Origin of the sequence: Aeromonas sp. R4-2 (assembly GCF_040908295.1) — a bacterium.
Lineage (GTDB): Bacteria > Pseudomonadota > Gammaproteobacteria > Enterobacterales > Aeromonadaceae > Aeromonas > Aeromonas veronii.
In genome coordinates this window covers 349,793-367,204 of the sequence record NZ_JBFODL010000007.1, presented here as the reverse complement: position 1 = coordinate 367,204, position 17,412 = coordinate 349,793, and the positions used below count along the sequence as shown (strand labels likewise).

Sequence of the window (17,412 nt, the reverse complement as noted above, 5' to 3'; positions counted from 1 at the left end):
GTGCTGATGAGAGTGTTAATTGCTTCCCTGCTGCTGTTGCTGGGATGGGGGGGACAAGCCCCGGCCATGGCCGCCATCGATGTCTATACCTTCGACAACGACAACCAGGAGCAGGTCTTTCGGGAGCTGACCAGGGAGCTGCGTTGCCCCAAGTGTCAGAACCAGGATATCGCCGACTCCAATGCGGGGCTGGCCAAGGACTTGCGCGACAAGACCTACCAGATGGTGCGCGAGGGCAAGGATAAAGAGGAGATAGTGGATTACATGGTGGCCCGCTACGGCAACTTTATCCTCTATAACCCGCCCCTGATGGCCTCCACCCTGATCCTCTGGCTCGGTCCGCTGATGGTGATCCTGATCGGTGGCGCCGTGGTCGTGATGCGCAGTCGCCGGTCCCCTGCGGTTAAAAAACAACTGGATAACGCCCTGAGCGAGGAGGAGCAGCGCCGACTGGCCGAGCTGCTCAAAGAGGAAGAGAAACAATGACCGCTTTTTGGATAGTGATTGCGGGCTTGCTGGTGCTGGTGAGTCTGGCGCTCGTCGTGCCGCTGTGGCGTGGTGAAGGCAAACAGAGCATCAGTCGCTCGGCGCTCAACAAACAGCTCTATCGCCAGCGGCTGCTGGAGATTGGCGAAGAGCGCGAGCAGGGTGTCCTGGCTGAGGAGTCCGACTCGCTGGTCGAGCTGCAACGAAGTCTCTTGGATGATATCCCTGATGTGGAGCAGACTGCCCGCAGTGGCAAGAGTCTGATCTGGATCCCGGGTGTGCTGGTGCTGTTGGTGGTGAGTCTGGGGCTCTACTACAAGTTGGGCTCCTGGCAAGAGGTGAGTCGCTGGCAAGATGCCAGCAGCCGTCTTGGCGAGCTGAGCAACCGCATTCTGGTGGAACGCGATGCCCAGGTGACCGAGCAGGATCTGCTGGATTTCACGCTGGCACTGCGTACCCGCCTCAAGGATGAACCGAACGACTACCGTGGCTGGCTGCTGCTGGGACGTTTGGCGCTGGATGGCAATGATCCCGAGATGGCCAGCGAGGCGCTGGAGCGGGCCTACACGCTTGCCCCCCAGAAGTCGCTGGTGGCGGTGCCCTATGCGCAGGCGCTGATGATGACGGGGGATGAGGCGCAAGCGGATGCCCTGTTGCAGGCTGCTATCGCGCAGGATCCGGACAATATCGAGGCGCGCTCTGTCTATGCCTTTATGGCGCTGCAAAAAGAGGACTTCCAGACCGCGCTGGCTCGCTGGCAGGCGATGTTGCCACTGATGGAGAAAGGTACCCCCCGTTACGTGATGGTCGAGCGCTCCATGGAGTATGCCCGCGCGCAGCTCAAGCAGCGCGGCATTGAGGTGACGAATTCAGGCGCAGCCAAAGCGGGCGCTGTTGAGGGACAACTGCTGGCGGTGAAGGAGGGGGAATTCCCCATCCACGTCACGTTGGCGGCGGGCATTCAGATGCCGGAAGATGCCCATCTCTTCGTCTTTGCCGTGGTGCCCAACGGGCCGCCTATGCCCATCGCCGTGAAGCGTATCGCAGGGCCAACCTTGCCTGTTACCCTGTCACTCGGGGATGGCGATGCCATGATGGAAGGTAGCAAACTGGCGGCCTATCCGGAGCTGCAGTTCAAGGCACGTCTCTCGCGCGGTGGCAATGTGATGAACAAGGAAGGAGCCTTCGAAGGGGTATCCGTGCCGGTCAAGACGGCCGAGATCCCTGCTGCTCCGATTGACATCCGCATCGATCACGCCCTCTAATATGCCTTTGGATAACCCGGCTCCTGGATAGGAGCCGGGTTATCTATACTTCTGATAAATCAAAATAAAACGTCAGGACAATCATATGTATCTTCGTTCAGGGGCCATACTGGCAGCCCTCTTGCTGGCTGGCTGTGCCGGTGGCCCACCCAAGCCTGGCCCAGAGAGTCTGGATCTCAATCCCGGCATGAATAATCCGGGTGCCACCAGTACGGCGGCCGATCCCCGCGATCCCTTCCAGGGGGCCAACCGGGCCATGTGGGCGGTCAACTATGATGTGCTGGAACCCTATGTGGCACGTCCTGTGGTACATGCCTATGCCCGCTACATTCCGGTCGGGGTGAAGGATGGCATTGCCAACTTTGTTGCCAACTTTGATGAGCCAAGCAGCATGGTGAACCATCTGATCACCGGTGATTTGAAAGGGGCAGGCACCAACCTGGGGCGCTTTACCCTCAACACCACGGTCGGTCTGCTGGGTATCTTCGATGTGGCCAAACATGCCGGCCTCGAGCGCAACAAGCTGGAGATGGACACAGTGCTGGGCAGGGCCGATATCGGTAATGGTGCCTACATCATGGTGCCTGTCTACGGTCCGACCACCACCCGGGAGCTGGTTGGTGATGCGATTGACAGCTTCTACTTCCCCTATGCACTGTTGACCTTCCCGATGAAGGTCGCACACTGGGCGCTGGATGGCTTGGGCACACGCGCCAAGCTGATCGATCAGGAGCGGATCATCGACAACTCCCTCGATCCTTATGCGCTGACCAAGGACTTCTACCTGCAATATAACCAGGGCAAGGTGACGGGCAAGCAGACCGAGCTGAAAGCGTCTCAGCAAGAGCAGGCTGACGATGCCAATCTGGATGAATACATGGACGAGCTGGACCAGTAAGCGGGTTATCTCGATATGTAAAAGGCGCCTGCGGGCGCCTTATTCATTTTCGCAGCCACATAGAGATAAAAAACGCCCCGCAGTGCGGGGCGTTTTGGCAAGCGAGGTTGATTAGGCAGCCAGATTCTTGGCCACGAATTCCCAGTTAACCAGAGCCCAGAAGGTTTCCATGTACTTCGGACGCAGGTTGCGGAAGTCGATGTAGTAGGCGTGCTCCCACAGGTCAACGGTCAGCAGCGGGGTGGTACCGGCTTCAGTCAGCGGGCAGCCAGCGTTGGAGGTGTTGACGATAGCCAGAGAACCGTCAGCTTTCTTCACCAGCCAAGTCCAGCTGGAACCGAAGTTGCCGATGGCTGATTTGGTGAAGGCATCTTTGAACTCGGCGAAGGAGCCGAATGCCTTGTTGATGGCATCAGCCAGGGCGCCAGTCGGCTCGCCACCGCCATTCGGGGAGAGGCAGTGCCAGTAGAAGGTGTGGTTCCAGATCTGGGCGGCGTTGTTGAAGATGCCGCCGTTGGAGGTCTTGATGATCTCTTCCAGAGACTTGCCTTCAAACTCGGTACCCGGCACCAGATTGTTCAGGTTGACCACGTAGGTGTTGTGGTGCTTGCCGTGGTGATATTCCAGAGTTTCCTGGGAGATGTGCGGTTCCAGAGCGTTGATTGCATAGGGCAGAGCGGGAAGTTCGAATGCCATTTTCTACTCTCCATTGGCTGGACCGTGCGAAGGCGACGGTTGCAAGACATTGCGTACTCTTTTCTATATGTGAAAAGAGTTGTTTTTAAAATGATGGGGCTGGGTAGCCCAAAGCCAAGGGATTGTAGCAGTATCAAAGATGGCCTAACAACTCTTGATTGGCGCCATGATCGCGATCAATCCTGTGTGGGTTCTTTGCACAATTCGAGCCGGGTCACCCCTTTGTCAGTTTGTGCTCGGGCAAGATTGCAGTAGAATGGCCGCCGAAATCGCTCTAGTGAGGCACCTATGGAAACTATTGAAAAGATTAAGCAGCAGCTGGCTGACAACCCCATCATCATCTACATGAAGGGCTCCCCCAAGCTACCCAGCTGTGGCTTCTCTGCCCAGGCCTCCCAGGCTCTGATGTCCTGCGGCGAGCCGTTTGCATACGTTGATATCCTGCAAAATCCGGATATCCGCGCCGAATTGCCAAAATTCGCCAACTGGCCGACCTTCCCCCAACTGTGGGTTGAAGGTGAGCTGATCGGTGGCTGTGACATCATGATCGAGATGTTCCAGGCTGGCGAGTTGCAGGCTCTGATCAAAGAGACTGCTGCCAAGTACAAGAAAGATGATGCTGCAGCCGAGTAATCGGCTCTGTGTTATCGAGAGGGAGCCTTATAGGCTCCCTTTTTTATTGTCCCGGTTCTGGCAGGCAAGCAACTGATTGCCGGTTGCAAAAAGCAACGCAATTGCCCTGAAAAATCTAATCTTTACGGCTTTGTTTTTGAGTTGTTAATTATATTGCTTGCCAATATCTGATTACTTTTTTAATCCATTTGGATTCAAGTGTTGCTGTCATCACATTTTTTGATAATTTCACCGTAACGCAGTCTCTTTGTAGATTTTTTTGTGTTTATGCTCACATTAATTGCAAGTGATAGAACCTAGTATCGCTTCGCCCTGTGAAATAAAACCCTACAAATTAATAAATAAAAAGAGATTTGCGATGAAGATGTATAGCAATCTGCCCATTGGTCTTCATGATATTACTGAAGCCAAAAAAAGACTGACCAATCATATATACAAGACCGCGCAACTACCCTCTAACTACATCAGTGAACGTTGCCATGGCGAGGTTTACCTCAAGCTTGAAAACATGCAACGTACAGGCTCTTTTAAAATTCGTGGCGCCTTCAACAAACTCAGTTCATTAAGTCTGGAAGACCGACAAAAAGGTGTTGTCGCCTGCTCGGCGGGCAATCATGCCCAAGGTGTATCACTCTCCAGTGCCATGCTGGGAATTGATGCCAAGGTGGTCATGCCTTGCTGTGCCCCCAAATCAAAAATTGCTGCAACCAGTGACTATTCAGCCAAAGTGATCCTCCATGGAAATAGCTTCAATGACACCATTGCCAAAGTCAGCGAAATCGTGGAGATAGAAGGTCGCGTATTTATCCCTCCCTTCGACGATGCAAAAGTGATTGCCGGCCAGGGTACCATTGGCCTGGAAATTATCGAAGATTTGTATGATGTCGATAACATCATAGTGCCGATCGGTGGCGGTGGTTTGATTGCTGGTGTTGCCATGGCTATCAAATCTATTAATCCGACCATCAAGGTGATTGGTGTGCAATCCGAGAATGTGCACGGTATGGCGGCCTCTTTCTATGCCGGTACTATGACCAATCACAGAACCAGCAGCACGCTGGCCGATGGCTGTGATGTGGCAAGACCCGGTTCACTGACCTTCGAAATCGTCAAACAATTGGTGGATGATATTGTACTGGTCACCGAGGATGATATTCGTCATAGCATGGTTGACCTTATTCAGCGCAATAAGGTGATTACCGAAGGGGCGGGAGCTCTGGCCTCGGCAGCGCTGCTCAGTGGCAAGCTGAAACATTATGTCGAAGGTAAAAAGACCGTCAGCATTATTTCGGGTGGCAATATTGATCTGACCCGGATCGCCGAAATTATTGAACAGAACAATATTCGTCAATTTAGCCTGTAAGGAATGCAGTCATGATATTAGACAGTGTTGTCACCGGTAGTAAAGAGAATACTCGTGCATGGCGTAAATCGGATACCACATGGGGATTAGGTCTGTTCGGTACTGCTATCGGGGCGGGGGTCTTGTTCTTTCCAATCCGGGCCGGATATGGTGGCCTGATCCCAATATTAATCATGTTGGTGCTGGCTTACCCCATTGCATTTTATTGCCATAGGGCGTTGGCCAGATTATGTCTTTCTGGCAGTAATCCATCGGAAAATATTACCGAGACCGTTGAAGAACATTTTGGAAAGATGGGAGGAGTGGTAATTACCTTCCTCTATTTCTTTGCCATCTGCCCACTGCTGTGGATATATGGTGTGACGATCACCAATACCTTTATGGCATTTTGGGAGCATCAACTACAGTTGGTTCCGCTTAATCGAGGTGTGGTTGCACTGGCATTGTTGATGTTGATGGCATTCGTGATCTACTTCGGTAAAGATCTGATGGTCAAGGTGATGAGCTATCTGGTCTTTCCCTTTATTGCCAGTCTGATCGTTATCTCTCTCTCCCTCGTCCCGTACTGGAACAGTGCCGTCTTTGATCAGGTCAATCTGAGCGAGATATCGATGTTTGGTCACGATGGTATTCTGGTTACCGTCTGGCTGGGGATCTCCATCATGGTCTTCTCCTTCAACTTCTCGCCGATTGTCTCCTCTTTCATCGTCTCCAAACGGGAAGAGTATGAGCAGGAGTTCGGTCGTGATTTTACCGAGAAGCGCTGCTCGAAGATTATCTCCGGTGCCAGCATGCTGATGGTGGCCGTGGTGATGTTCTTTGCCTTCAGCTGCCTCTTTACCCTGTCACCGCAAAATATGGCGGAAGCCAAAGCCCAGAACATTCCGGTGCTCTCCTATCTGGCCAACCACTTCTCCTCAATGACGGGCAGCAAGTCTGCGTTTGCCACCACTTTGGAGTATGCGGCGTCCATCATTGCGCTGGTTGCCATCTTCAAATCCTTCTTTGGCCACTATCTGGGGACGCTGGAAGGGTTGAACGGCCTCATCCTCCGCTTTGGCTACCAGGGCGACAAGAGCAAGGTTTCCAGTAAAAAACTCAACATGGTCAGTATGTTGTTCATCATGGGTTCGACCTGGCTGGTCGCTTATGTGAACCCCAACATCCTCGACCTGATTGAGGCAATGGGGGCGCCAATCATCGCTTCCCTGCTCTGTCTGCTGCCGATGTATGCGGTGAGCAAGACACCTGCGCTGGCCAAATATAAAGGCCAGGCCAGCAACGTGTTTGTCACCATCATAGGTGTGCTGACCATCTTGAATATAGTTTCCAAACTGTTCTGAAAACCTTTTCTGCAAGTCATCAGCCATTCAGGCCCCCTGGCGGGGTCTGCATGGCGCAGTTAGAAGTGCGCAATAATCTGTTCTTGGTTGGCCCAATTATGTGGGCCCAGGGCAAGGCTATCCGTGATTTGGCCACCACACTCAGTGGTAAATATGTTCTGACTGCAGTGACTCGACATCATAAATATCGAGGCGATGTAATGAAGTTTGATTCGTTGGTTCTGGTTATCAATTGCGGCTCCTCATCGGTCAAATTCTCGGTACTGGAGAGTCAATCCTGTGAGGTGGTGATATCCGGTATGGCGGATGGTATTGAGACGGCCCATCCCCAATTGCAAGTGGGTAAAGAGCCCGCAATGTCATTAGCTGAAAATAACCACACCTGTGCATTGGCTGCCATCGCGGCGGAATTGAAAAAACGGGATCTGCTGGATGCCATTGCACTGGTTGGTCATCGTATTGCTCATGGTGGTAGTGAATTTAGTGAAGCCGTGATCATTGATGAACATGTATTGGCCAAAATCAAGCAGGTGTCACCTTTGGCTCCCCTGCATAATCACGCAAATCTGAGCGGTGTGATGGCGGCTCGTCAGCTATTTCCCACACAACTCCAAATTGCGGTATTTGATACCGGTTTTCACCAGACCCTGAAGCCGGAAGCTTATATATATGGGCTGCCTTACCAATATTTGCAGGATTATGGCGTACGCCGCTATGGCTTCCACGGTACCTCCCATCGCTATGTCGCCGAGCAGGCTTGCGTATTTATGGGGCTGGATGAGCAGCATGCCGGTCTGGTCATCGCCCATCTGGGCAATGGTGCCTCTATTTGCGCGGTACAGGATGGCAAGAGCGTCGATACCTCGATGGGGATGACGCCGCTGGAGGGGTTGATCATGGGCAGCCGAAGCGGCGATATCGATTTTGGCGCGCTGGCCTATATCGCCAGCAAGACGGGTCAATCCATCGAGGATATCGAGCGGGTATTGAACAAGCACTCCGGCCTGCTGGGTATTTCGGGGCTCTCCTCGGATATGCGGGTATTGGAAGCTGCCTATCACGAAGGACATCCCGGGGCAAAATTGGCCATTCACGCTTTTGTCCATCGTATTGCCCGCCATATCGGCGGTCATGCCATCTCATTGCGCCGGCTGGATGCCGTTATTTTCACCGGCGGGATCGGCGAGAACTCGGCCTTTATCAGAAAGCTGGTATGCGAACGACTTCAGGTATTTGGCGTAGCGATCAGCGAGCCGTTTAACCAGCGTCCCAATAGCGAGGGCTGCCGGGTAATTTCGGCGGCAGAATCCATGGTACTGGCGGCGGTTATTCCCACCAATGAAGAGAAAATGATCGCGCTGGATGCCATTCGTCTGGGGCAGCTGGTTCGTCAGGCCGAGTGCGTCTGACATCTTCCACTCTTGTGTCATGAGTAGTGAATGAGGTTTATTTGATGAAAGTTGATATGCAATTGGATCAGGATAAATTCCGTCAGGCATGGCAAGGGTTTGCCGGTGAAAACTGGAAGCACGAGATCAACGTCCGTGATTTTATCCAGCAGAACTACACCCCCTATGAAGGTGACGAACAGTTTTTAGCAGATGCGACCGAAGCGACCACCACTTTGTGGAATAAGGTGATGGAGGGGATCCGTATCGAGAACGCCACCCACGCACCGGTCGATTTTGATACCAATATTGCCACGACCATTACTGCCCACGGGCCGGGTTATATCGAGCAGGGGCTGGAAAAAATCGTTGGCCTGCAAACCGACAAGCCACTGAAAAGAGCACTGCACCCATTTGGCGGCGTAAATATGATCCGCAGCTCTTTTGAAGCATATGGCCGGGAGATGGATCCCGAATTTGAATATACCTTCAGCGAATTGCGCAAAACCCATAACCAGGGCGTGTTCGACGTCTACTCTCCCGAGATGTTGCGCTGCCGAAAATCAGGGATTTTGACCGGTTTGCCGGATGGTTACGGCCGTGGTCGCATTATCGGAGATTATCGTCGGGTAGCGCTATATGGCATAGATTATCTAATCCGTGAACGGGAGCTGCAGTTCGCCGATCTGCAACCGGCGCTCGAGCGGGGAGAGCAGCTGGAGCAGGTGATCCGCCAGCGCGAGGAGCTGGCCGAGCACAAGCGGGCACTGGTGCAGATCAAGCAGATGGCGGCCAACTACGGCTTTGACATCTCCGGGCCGGCACGCACTGCCCAGCAGGCAGTGCAGTGGCTCTACTTTGCCTATCTGGCGGCAGTGAAGTCGCAAAATGGCGGGGCCATGTCCCTCGGTCGTACCGCCACCTTCCTCGATATCTATATCGAGCGGGATCTGAAGGCGGGGCTCATCAGCGAGCAGGATGCCCAGGAGCTGGTCGATCACTTCATCATGAAGATCCGCATGGTGCGTTTCCTGCGTACCCCCGAGTTTGATTCCCTCTTCTCCGGCGATCCCATCTGGGCGACCGAGGTGATCGGCGGCATGGGGCTGGATGGTCGCACCTTGGTGACCAAGAACTCCTTCCGCTACCTCCACACCCTCAAGACCATGGGGCCGGCGCCCGAGCCCAACCTCACCATCCTCTGGGCGGAAGGGCTGCCGCGGGCCTTCAAGACCTATGCGGCCCGCGTCTCCATCGATACCTCATCCCTGCAGTATGAGAACGATGACCTGATGCGCACCGACTTCGAGAGCGATGACTACGCCATTGCCTGCTGCGTGAGCCCCATGGTGATCGGCAAGCAGATGCAGTTCTTCGGTGCCCGCGCCAACCTGGCCAAAACCCTGCTCTATTGCATCAACGGCGGGGTGGACGAGAAGCTGAAGATCCAGGTCGGCCCGAAAGTGGCGCCCATCATGGACGAGGTGCTGGATTACGACACTGTCATGGCCAGCCTCGACAGCTTTATGGACTGGCTGGCGGTGCAGTACATCAGTGCGCTCAACCTTATCCACTACATGCACGACAAGTACAGCTACGAGGCCTCACTGATGGCGCTGCACGATCGCGACGTCTATCGCACCATGGCCTGCGGCATTGCCGGTCTGTCGGTGGCGGTTGATTCGCTGGCGGCCATCAAGTACGCCCGGGTCAAGCCGGTGCGCGATGCTGACGGGCTGGCGGTCGATTTCGTAATTGAGGGGGAGTATCCCCAGTACGGCAACAATGACGAGCGGGCCGACTCCATCGCCTGCGATTTGGTCGAGCGTTTCATGAAGAAGATCCAGGCGCTGCCGACCTACCGCAATGCGGTGCCGACCCAGTCGATCCTGACCATCACCTCCAACGTGGTCTATGGCCAGAAGACTGGCAACACCCCGGATGGCCGCCGCGCCGGTGCCCCGTTTGCGCCGGGGGCCAACCCGATGCACGGTCGGGATCGCAAGGGGGCGGTCGCTTCGCTCGCCTCGGTGGCCAAGCTGCCGTTCAAATATGCCAAGGACGGGATCTCCTACACCTTCTCCATCGTGCCGGGGGCGCTCGGCAAGGAACCCGCCAATCGCGAGAACAATTTGGTGGGGTTGATGGATGGCTACTTCCATCATGAGCGGGATGTAGAAGGGGGTCAGCACCTCAACGTCAACGTGATGAACCGCGAGATGCTGCTGGATGCCATCGAGAATCCGGACAAGTACCCCAGCCTGACCATCCGGGTCTCCGGCTATGCGGTGCGCTTCAACGCCCTGACCCGCGAGCAGCAGCAGGACGTCATCTCCAGAACCTTCACCAACATGATGTAACTCTGATGCCCGGGGTGAGCAGGCTTGCTCCGGGCCTACTTTTTGTTTGTCAGCACGAGGAAGTAACAGATGCGACAGGTTATCACTACCAAGGCGGCGCCGAGCGCCATCGGCCCCTATGTGCAGGCCACCCGGATTGGCAACATCCTATACACTTCCGGTCAGATCCCGCTGGACCCGGTGAGCGGCGACGTTGCGGAGGGGATCGAAGCGCAGACCCTGCGCTCCCTGCAAAACGTCAAGGCGATTGTCGAGGCGGCAGGCGGCGAGGTGCGCAACATCTTCAAGACCACGGTGTTTGTCTCGGATCTGAACGACTTTGCTGCGGTTAACCGGGTCTACAACGACTTTTTCATCGAGCACGATGCCATGTATCCGGCTCGCTCCTGCGTAGAAGTGGCTCGGTTACCGAAGGATGTGAAGATCGAGATAGAGGCGATTGCTGCGCTGTAACCCCATCGGGAGTGTGTCAGCAAGCCAAAACAGAGCGGCTGCCAATGGCAGCCGCTTTTGTCTATATGGTCATCGGGCAGATCAGGCGAGCCGTTCGATACGAGCCATGTAGAAGCCGTCGAAGCCGGTCTCGGACGGGCTCACGGTGTGATCGTCACGCAGACGGAAGTTTTCGTTGGCGGCGAGGAACTTGTCCACCTGCTGGCGGTTCTCCTCGGGCAGGATGGAGCAGGTTGCATAGACCAGCAGGCCGCCGACTTTCACCATCTGGCTGTAACGCTGCAGGATCTCTTCTTGCAGCGCGACCAGCACCGGCAGACGCTCGGCGGTATCACGCCACTTGGCATCCGGATTGCGCTTGAGCACGCCAAGACCGGAACAGGGCACGTCAAGCAGTACGCGGTCGGCGCTCTCTTTGAGGCGCTTGACGGTCTTGCTGCTGGTGATGACCCGGGTCTCCACGTTGTGGGCACCGGCGCGACGAGCGCGTTGCTTGAGGTTCTCCAGCTTCCACTCTTCCACATCCATTGCCAGCAGACGGCCTTTGCCCTGCATCATGGCGGCGATATGCAGGGTCTTGCCACCGGCACCGGCGCAGGCGTCGATAACGCGCATGCCTGGGGCAACTTCCAAAGCGGCAGCAACCAGCTGGGAGCCAGCGTCCTGCTGTTCGAAGCAACCATCGGCAAAGGCCTTGGTACGGAACAGGGCGGCGTCGGAGGTGACCTGCAGGGCAGTCTCCACACCTTCAACCGGAATGGTGGTGACCTGCTCTTTGGCCAGCATGGCCTGCAGCTCATCACGGGTGCACTTGAGGGGGTTGACCCGCAGGTAACGCTTGGGCATCCAGGCCAGGGCGGCACGCTCGGCAGGCCAGGCTTCACCCAGCTGCTCGCTACCCAGTTTCTCCAGCCAGCTCGGGCAACCATCCATCAATACCGGGTTCTTCTTCGCCTCGGTCAGACGGCGGCGGAATGCCTCTTCATTGAAGCGATCCAGGGTCGGGTGGTTGGGCTGGGCAATTTTGTGGAAGGCATGCCAGCTGTGCAGCAGCGGCCAGACATTCTTTTCGGCCTGACGCACCTGAATACCGGTGAGGAAACAATAGAGGCTGAGACGGCGCAGCAGGTCGCCGGTGACCAGGGCAATCCTTGCCTGTTCTTGCGGTTTGAGTTCGATGCCGGAGAAGTGACGGGCATAAGCGCGGTCGAGGGTAAGACCCTGACCGAGCACATCGTCAACAATGGCAACGACCAGATCCCCGAAACGGGGCAACAGTGGGGATTTGAGCATGAGATTAACCTTGGCCAGATAAAGATGAACCGCACCTTTGTGAAGAGGGGCAGTTCTAAAATTGACAAATCCGCGCAATGATAGGGGTTAGACGGGGTTGGCGCAACACTCCCCATGGGTGAGTGGCTGAAACAGTGGCGCCGGGCTTTTTGATTCGGCGGGATAATGATGCCGGTAATGGTTCAAAAAAGTGCATGACTACAAGGATGACAAAGATGCATGTGACCAGTAAGTGTTCGTTGGCCTTGTTGGTGGCCAGTTTGTTGGGGTCAACCAGCCTGATGGCCAGCGAGTGGAGTACGGTAGCCGCCAGAGCGACTGCGGAGCAAGGTTATGAGGTGCGGGCCAATCAGTTTCGGGTGGCCAAGGTGCCGCTCGACTATTTTGCCGGGCTGCAAGCCGGGGCGAGTGAGCTGACCCTGCCGCTGCCCGATGGGGGGGAGGTCACCTTTGCTCTGGAAGCCTACGACTTGCTGCCTGCAGATCTCGCAGCCAAGTATCCGCAGATCCGCACCTTCAAAGGTCACAACCCGGCGCATCCGATAGAGACAGGGCGCTTCGATCTGGGGCCACAGGGTTTCCACGCCATGTTCAGCCATCAGGGCAGGATGGTGTTTGTCGATCCGCTGCGCAATGCCGAAGGCTACGCCGTCTATTACCAGCAGGATGCCCATAGTCGATTGGAAGAGACGGCAGATGAGGTGATAGGGCCCAAGCTCAGCAAACTGGTGCGCAAGGTGCAAGTGGATGGCAATGTTCGCAAGCGCTACGTCATTGCTATTTCGGCGACAGGAGAATTTACCCAATACCACGGTGGCTCCAAAGCGCTTACCATGGCGGCGATTGCGACCTTGCTCAACCGCGTCAATCAGGTCTATCAACGGGATGTGGGCGCCGAATTCGTGCTGGCCAGTGGCAATGACAACCTGATCTTTACCGATCCGGCCAGCGACTTGTTTGCCAATGATAATTCGGATGCGCAGACCAATATCGGGGTACAGGCTTATTACTTTACCAATATGCAGCTCGGTAATTTTGATATTGGCCATGTACTCAATACCGGTAGCGGTGGTCTGGCCGGTTTGGCAGTGCTCTGCACCAATCAGAAGTCTGGCGGGATGTCGGGTTCACCCACACCGGTGGGAGATGCCTTCTTCGTTGACTATGTGGCTCATGAAATTGGCCACCAGTTTGGTGCTGATCATACCTTCAACGGCACTACCGGGAGTTGCGGTGCTGGGACCCGGGTTGCCAATCAAGCCTATGAGCCTGGTAGTGGCAGCTCCATCATGGCCTATGCCGGTATTTGTGGTGATGAGAATATCCAGACTCACAGCGACCCCTATTTTCATAGCAAGTCCATCGAGCAGATGCGTGCGCACATGGCGACCGTATCGACTTGTGGAACCACACTCGCGTTGAGCAATAATGCCCCGCAGGCAGCAGCAGGGGGGGACTATGTGATCCCTGCCAATACGGCCTTTATGTTAAAAGGGGCTGGTGGAGATCTGGATAATGATTCTCTGCTCTACAACTGGGAGCAGATCGATCTGGGTACTGAATCGAGTAGTGCCGCCACCATGATTGACGATGGCTCCCGGCCGCTGTTTCGTTTTGTCTCTCCCACGGCATTGCCGGAGCGGATCCTGCCGAGTTTGCCATCCCTGCTCTCCGGCACGCTTGCCAAAGGAGAGGCCTGGCCGACTACCAACCGGGATCTCAATTTCAGACTGACGGTGCGTGATGGTCAGGGTGGCGTTGCCAGTGATGACATGAAAGTGCAAGTGATCAATACCGGCGCGGCATTTCGCATCACCAACCCGTTTTACGGGGTGACTCTCACTCCGGGGGCCAGTCAGGCCGTAGCATGGGATGTGGCGGGCACAACTGTGGCGCCGATCAGTTGCAGCAAGGTGGACATCTCGGTGACCCAGGATGAGGGCGTAAGCTGGACAATGCTCACCGCCGGACAACCCAATAACGGCGCAGCAACGGTAACGTTGCCTGCCGATCTCACCAGCAGCGTCAGGCTGAAAGTGGCATGCAGCGACAATATCTTCTTTGCCATCAGTCCCCTCAAATTGCCTCTGGTGCAAGGTGGCTCGACTTCAGGTGGCGGCGGTGGTGGCGGGGCGATCGGATTGTGGGCGCTGGCTCTGGCGCTGCTCGGCTGGCAACGGAGGCGCACATGAAGGGAGTCCCTCTGTTGCTGCTTGTCATGCTCGGCGGTTGTCAGGCCGATGCCATCACGCTGGAACAGGAGCTGAGTGCAAACCTCGCCAGGCAGGATTACCGCCTGATAGTGATAGCCGGGCGGGGAGAGTTCGCCCCCGGTATTGCAGCCGAGCAGCAGGCAGAGGCCAAGGCGCGCTGTGGCAAGCGTTATCTGGATGGATTGGGCGATGTGATAAGGCCCGGTCAGCAAGAGATACATGCCAAGTTGAGTGCTTACGCCAGCGAGTATAACCAGCGTATGGTGATTCATTGCCCGATAACATCGGGCGCTGGCAAGCAGTAATACACCAACGAACCAATCCAAATGGAGGGGATACTCATCCCCCTATCTATCCGTGAAGGCGCCAATGGCGCCTTCACTTTTTTCCGTTGTTGAATGGGGCCAGTCTGTATTGCCTGAGATGGGGAGCGCGGGTGTAGCACGATTTTTCAGCGTGACAGAAGTTTTGTGCGAATTTTCTTTTCTGTCTGTCACGCAGATCGTCAATTGACGCTGCACCATACTTGTTGTCACCAAGGTAGGGCAAGGAGGCTCTATGAAGCATGGCATTGCGGTGATTATCACCAGTTTGTCTGTTCAGGTTGCAGCAGAACCACAGTGGACCTTCATGGATGAAAACTTGGAAAGGGGAGGGATCTATGATGTGCGAGCTGAAAAGGTCAGAGTGGTGGTTCCTGACAAGCCTTTTGAACCCGGGCATCTCGCCAGTGTATTGACCTTGCCATTGCCGGATGGCACTACGGTGCAGTTTGATGTTCATCCCAATGCCTTGCTCCCGGAGCCTTTGGCCCAGCGCTACCCTTCTATCAATACTTACAGTGGGAAGGCTATTGATCGGGCGGCGGATACAGGCCGATTTGATGTCACCATACATGGTTTTCACGGTATGTTTACCCATCAGGGGCGTACCTTTTATGTCGATCCGCTTCAGGACGGTTTCTCTTATGCTGTTTATGAACAGCAAGATGCCTGGCGGCGACAGGATGTGGATCAGGTGATTGATCCTCATGGTATCGAGCGTGAGCGAGCTGTGCTGGTCGATGGCAATTTGCGCAAGCGCTACACTATCGCCATCTCGGCAACCGGGGAATATACCCAGTATCACGGTGGTACCAAGGTTGCAGCACTCTCGGCCATTGCAACACTGCTTAATCGGGTCAATGAAGTCTATCGCCGTGATGTGGGGGCCGAGTTTCAGCTTGCAGCTGATACGGATAATGTGATTTTCACCGATCCTGCGACGGATCCTTTCACCAACTCGACCCAGGATATCGCAATCAACCAGACCCAACAGGGGGTGTTGCTCAATCCTTCTTTTGATCTGGGCCATCTGCTGGCGACATCAGGCGGCGGGGTGGCGACCCTGAGATCTTTATGCAACCCTTTCAGCCGTTCACGGGGCATGACCGGAGGCTCACAGCCTATCGGTGATGCGTTCTTTATTGATTATGTGGCTCACGAATTGGGGCACCAGCTGGGGGCCGAGCACTCCTTCAATGGCATGGCCGACAGTTGTGCAACAGGTCGCAAGGCTAGCTCAGCCTGGGAACCGGGCAGTGGCTCGACCATCATGGCCTATGCCGGGATCTGTGGTGAGGAGAATCTGCAGGTTAACAGCACACCTTTCTTTCACAGCAAGTCGATCGAGCAGATGCGGGCTCTGATGGCCTCTCTGCCCTCCTGCGGCACCGACCTGGCGCTTGCCAATAACGCGCCGGTTGTGGATGCGGGGGGCGATAGGGTGATCCCCGCCAATACGCCTTTCACTCTTGTCGGTAGTGCGCTGGATCTGGATGGTCATCCCCTCAGTTACACCTGGGAGCAGGTTGATCTTGGCAATGCATCCTACAGCGTGGCAACCATGGTGGATGATGGAACCCGCCCGCTGTTTCGCTTTGTTTCACCAACATCGGATCCCCGTAGAACATTACCCGCCATGAGCTCTCTGATATCGGGTGTCTTGGCCAAAGGAGAGGCGTGGCCTGCGACCAATCGCAATCTCCAGTTCCGCCTTACCGTACGTGATGGTCAGGGGGCGGTGAGCAGTGATGAAATGGTGGTTCAGGTGATCAATACCGGCGCGGCATTTGCCATCACAGCTCCGCAGATCGGCGCCATGGTGGCGGGTAGCACTCAGCTAGTGACATGGAATGTTGCCGGGACCGATCAGCCTCCTATCAATTGTCCCAGCGTGGATTTGGCACTGACACAGAATGGTGGTTCTACTTGGACTACGCTGGCAAGCGGGCTTGCCAATAACGGGTCGGCCAGTGTGGTGTTGCCTGCACCGTTGACCAGCACGGCCAGGCTGAAGCTGGCATGTAGCAATAATATTTTTTTCTCTATCAATGGGATAAGAGGTAATGCGTCTGCCACTACGGAAAGTGCAACTGTCATTACCGACAACAATGCGGGTGGCGGCGGTGGTGGTGGTGGTGGTGCAGTGAATCTTATCGTGATCCTCCTGATGGGAGGGATAGCTGGATGGCGCAGGTATTACGGTTAGTCGTCAGTTTGCTGTTTCTGCATATCTGCGTGGTGCCTGTTGTGGCCGCATCACTGACCGAGGCAATAGATGAGAGTCTTGCTGCTCAGGATTATCGGCTCATCGTGCGCGGCGGGCGCGGTGGTATGGCCCCGGGGGTTGTGGAGTCATTGCAAGCAGAAGCGATAACCCGGTGCGGAGTCCGTTATCTGAAAGGGTTCGGTGATGTAATTGAGATGGGCAAGGAGTCGGAGTTTGAGCAGCGGATTGACTATGCCACCCGATATAACCGACAGATGCTGGAAAGGTGCATGCCGGAGGCAATTTCAAGGCCGTAGTGGCTGTTCAACAACGGCATGTAATTCGGCATGATTGGAGTTATAACTCTAATATTCCAAACATAGTGATAGCCTCATGGGAGTGATTCGATGACTCACATATGAGCCCCATATACTTTTTTGGAGTTTTAACTCTATTAAAAAGAACTGCTGAAAATGCTAACAAAATGAGCTG

Annotated in this window: 15 protein-coding genes; 13 read left to right on the top strand and 2 right to left on the bottom strand. The window is 55.2% G+C overall.

The genetic code is table 11. The features are described 5' to 3' along the window. Positions 1-6: 6 nt before the first annotated feature. From AB5Y99_RS04525 to AB5Y99_RS04515, 3 genes are all read left to right on the top strand, one after another. A complete protein-coding gene (locus AB5Y99_RS04525; protein WP_368208842.1) occupies positions 7-486 on the top strand; it encodes a cytochrome c-type biogenesis protein in 480 nt (159 codons plus the stop codon). Further along, the gene (gene ccmI, locus AB5Y99_RS04520) at positions 483-1,751 is read left to right on the top strand and encodes a c-type cytochrome biogenesis protein CcmI (RefSeq protein ID WP_139493477.1); all 1,269 of its coding nucleotides are present in this window, start codon (positions 483-485) and stop codon (positions 1,749-1,751) included. Before AB5Y99_RS04525 ends, ccmI begins: the two co-directional genes overlap by 4 nt. Before the next feature lie 85 nt (positions 1,752-1,836). After that, on the top strand, positions 1,837-2,649 hold the full coding sequence (locus AB5Y99_RS04515) for a VacJ family lipoprotein (protein WP_005334673.1): 813 nt from the start codon (positions 1,837-1,839) through the stop codon (positions 2,647-2,649). Between the two features lie 111 nt (positions 2,650-2,760). Here the strand turns inward: AB5Y99_RS04515 and sodB are convergent, their stop codons facing one another. After that, on the bottom strand, positions 2,761-3,345 hold the full coding sequence (gene sodB / locus AB5Y99_RS04510; RefSeq protein ID WP_005334664.1) for a superoxide dismutase [Fe]: 585 nt from the start codon (positions 3,343-3,345) through the stop codon (positions 2,761-2,763). A gap of 288 nt (positions 3,346-3,633) precedes the next feature. On the opposite strand from sodB, the gene AB5Y99_RS04505 reads away from it, so the two are divergent. The 6 genes from AB5Y99_RS04505 (at position 3,634) to AB5Y99_RS04480 (ending at position 10,885) form a co-directional block, all read left to right on the top strand. Then, positions 3,634-3,978, top strand: coding sequence for a Grx4 family monothiol glutaredoxin (locus tag AB5Y99_RS04505; RefSeq protein WP_005353650.1), 345 nt, complete (start codon positions 3,634-3,636; stop codon positions 3,976-3,978). A 358-nt stretch (positions 3,979-4,336) separates the two neighbouring features. Then, complete coding sequence (gene tdcB, locus AB5Y99_RS04500; protein ID WP_368208841.1) at positions 4,337-5,341, top strand: bifunctional threonine ammonia-lyase/L-serine ammonia-lyase TdcB; 1,005 nt, start codon at positions 4,337-4,339, stop codon at positions 5,339-5,341. Positions 5,342-5,352: 11 nt separating this feature from the next. Beyond that, entirely contained in the window at positions 5,353-6,684 is a 1,332-nt protein-coding gene (tdcC, locus tag AB5Y99_RS04495; RefSeq protein ID WP_368208838.1) for a threonine/serine transporter TdcC, read from the top strand. Positions 6,685-6,734: 50 nt separating this feature from the next. Further along, positions 6,735-8,093 carry a propionate kinase gene (gene tdcD / locus AB5Y99_RS04490; protein WP_368208837.1) on the top strand — a complete coding sequence of 453 codons (1,359 nt, stop codon included), beginning with the start codon at positions 6,735-6,737 and terminating at the stop codon, positions 8,091-8,093. Positions 8,094-8,137: 44 nt separating this feature from the next. Further along, a complete protein-coding gene (pflB, locus tag AB5Y99_RS04485) occupies positions 8,138-10,432 on the top strand; it encodes a formate C-acetyltransferase (protein ID WP_368208835.1) in 2,295 nt (764 codons plus the stop codon). A gap of 69 nt (positions 10,433-10,501) precedes the next feature. Next, positions 10,502-10,885: a RidA family protein gene (locus AB5Y99_RS04480; RefSeq protein WP_368208833.1), complete on the top strand. Its 384-nt coding sequence runs from the start codon at positions 10,502-10,504 to the stop codon at positions 10,883-10,885. 81 nt (positions 10,886-10,966) lie between these two features. Here the strand turns inward: AB5Y99_RS04480 and AB5Y99_RS04475 are convergent, their stop codons facing one another. Further along, complete coding sequence (locus AB5Y99_RS04475) at positions 10,967-12,178, bottom strand: RsmB/NOP family class I SAM-dependent RNA methyltransferase (protein WP_368208831.1); 1,212 nt, start codon at positions 12,176-12,178, stop codon at positions 10,967-10,969. A 215-nt stretch (positions 12,179-12,393) separates the two neighbouring features. Between AB5Y99_RS04475 and AB5Y99_RS04470 the strand changes: the two genes are divergently transcribed. The 4 genes from AB5Y99_RS04470 to AB5Y99_RS04455 all read left to right on the top strand — a co-directional run bounded on the left by AB5Y99_RS04470 (position 12,394) and on the right by AB5Y99_RS04455 (position 17,237). Beyond that, a complete protein-coding gene (locus AB5Y99_RS04470; RefSeq protein ID WP_368208829.1) occupies positions 12,394-14,370 on the top strand; it encodes a reprolysin-like metallopeptidase in 1,977 nt (658 codons plus the stop codon). Then, a complete protein-coding gene (locus AB5Y99_RS04465) occupies positions 14,367-14,696 on the top strand; it encodes a hypothetical protein (protein WP_368208828.1) in 330 nt (109 codons plus the stop codon). The genes AB5Y99_RS04470 and AB5Y99_RS04465 overlap by 4 nt, the downstream gene beginning before the upstream one ends. Positions 14,697-14,949: 253 nt before the next feature. Beyond that, positions 14,950-16,920, top strand: a complete 1,971-nt coding sequence (locus AB5Y99_RS04460) for a reprolysin-like metallopeptidase (protein ID WP_368208827.1) — start codon at positions 14,950-14,952, stop codon at positions 16,918-16,920. Beyond that, on the top strand, positions 16,899-17,237 hold the full coding sequence (locus tag AB5Y99_RS04455) for a hypothetical protein (RefSeq protein ID WP_368150323.1): 339 nt from the start codon (positions 16,899-16,901) through the stop codon (positions 17,235-17,237). The genes AB5Y99_RS04460 and AB5Y99_RS04455 overlap by 22 nt, the downstream gene beginning before the upstream one ends. The last annotated feature ends 175 nt before the right edge of the window (positions 17,238-17,412 follow it).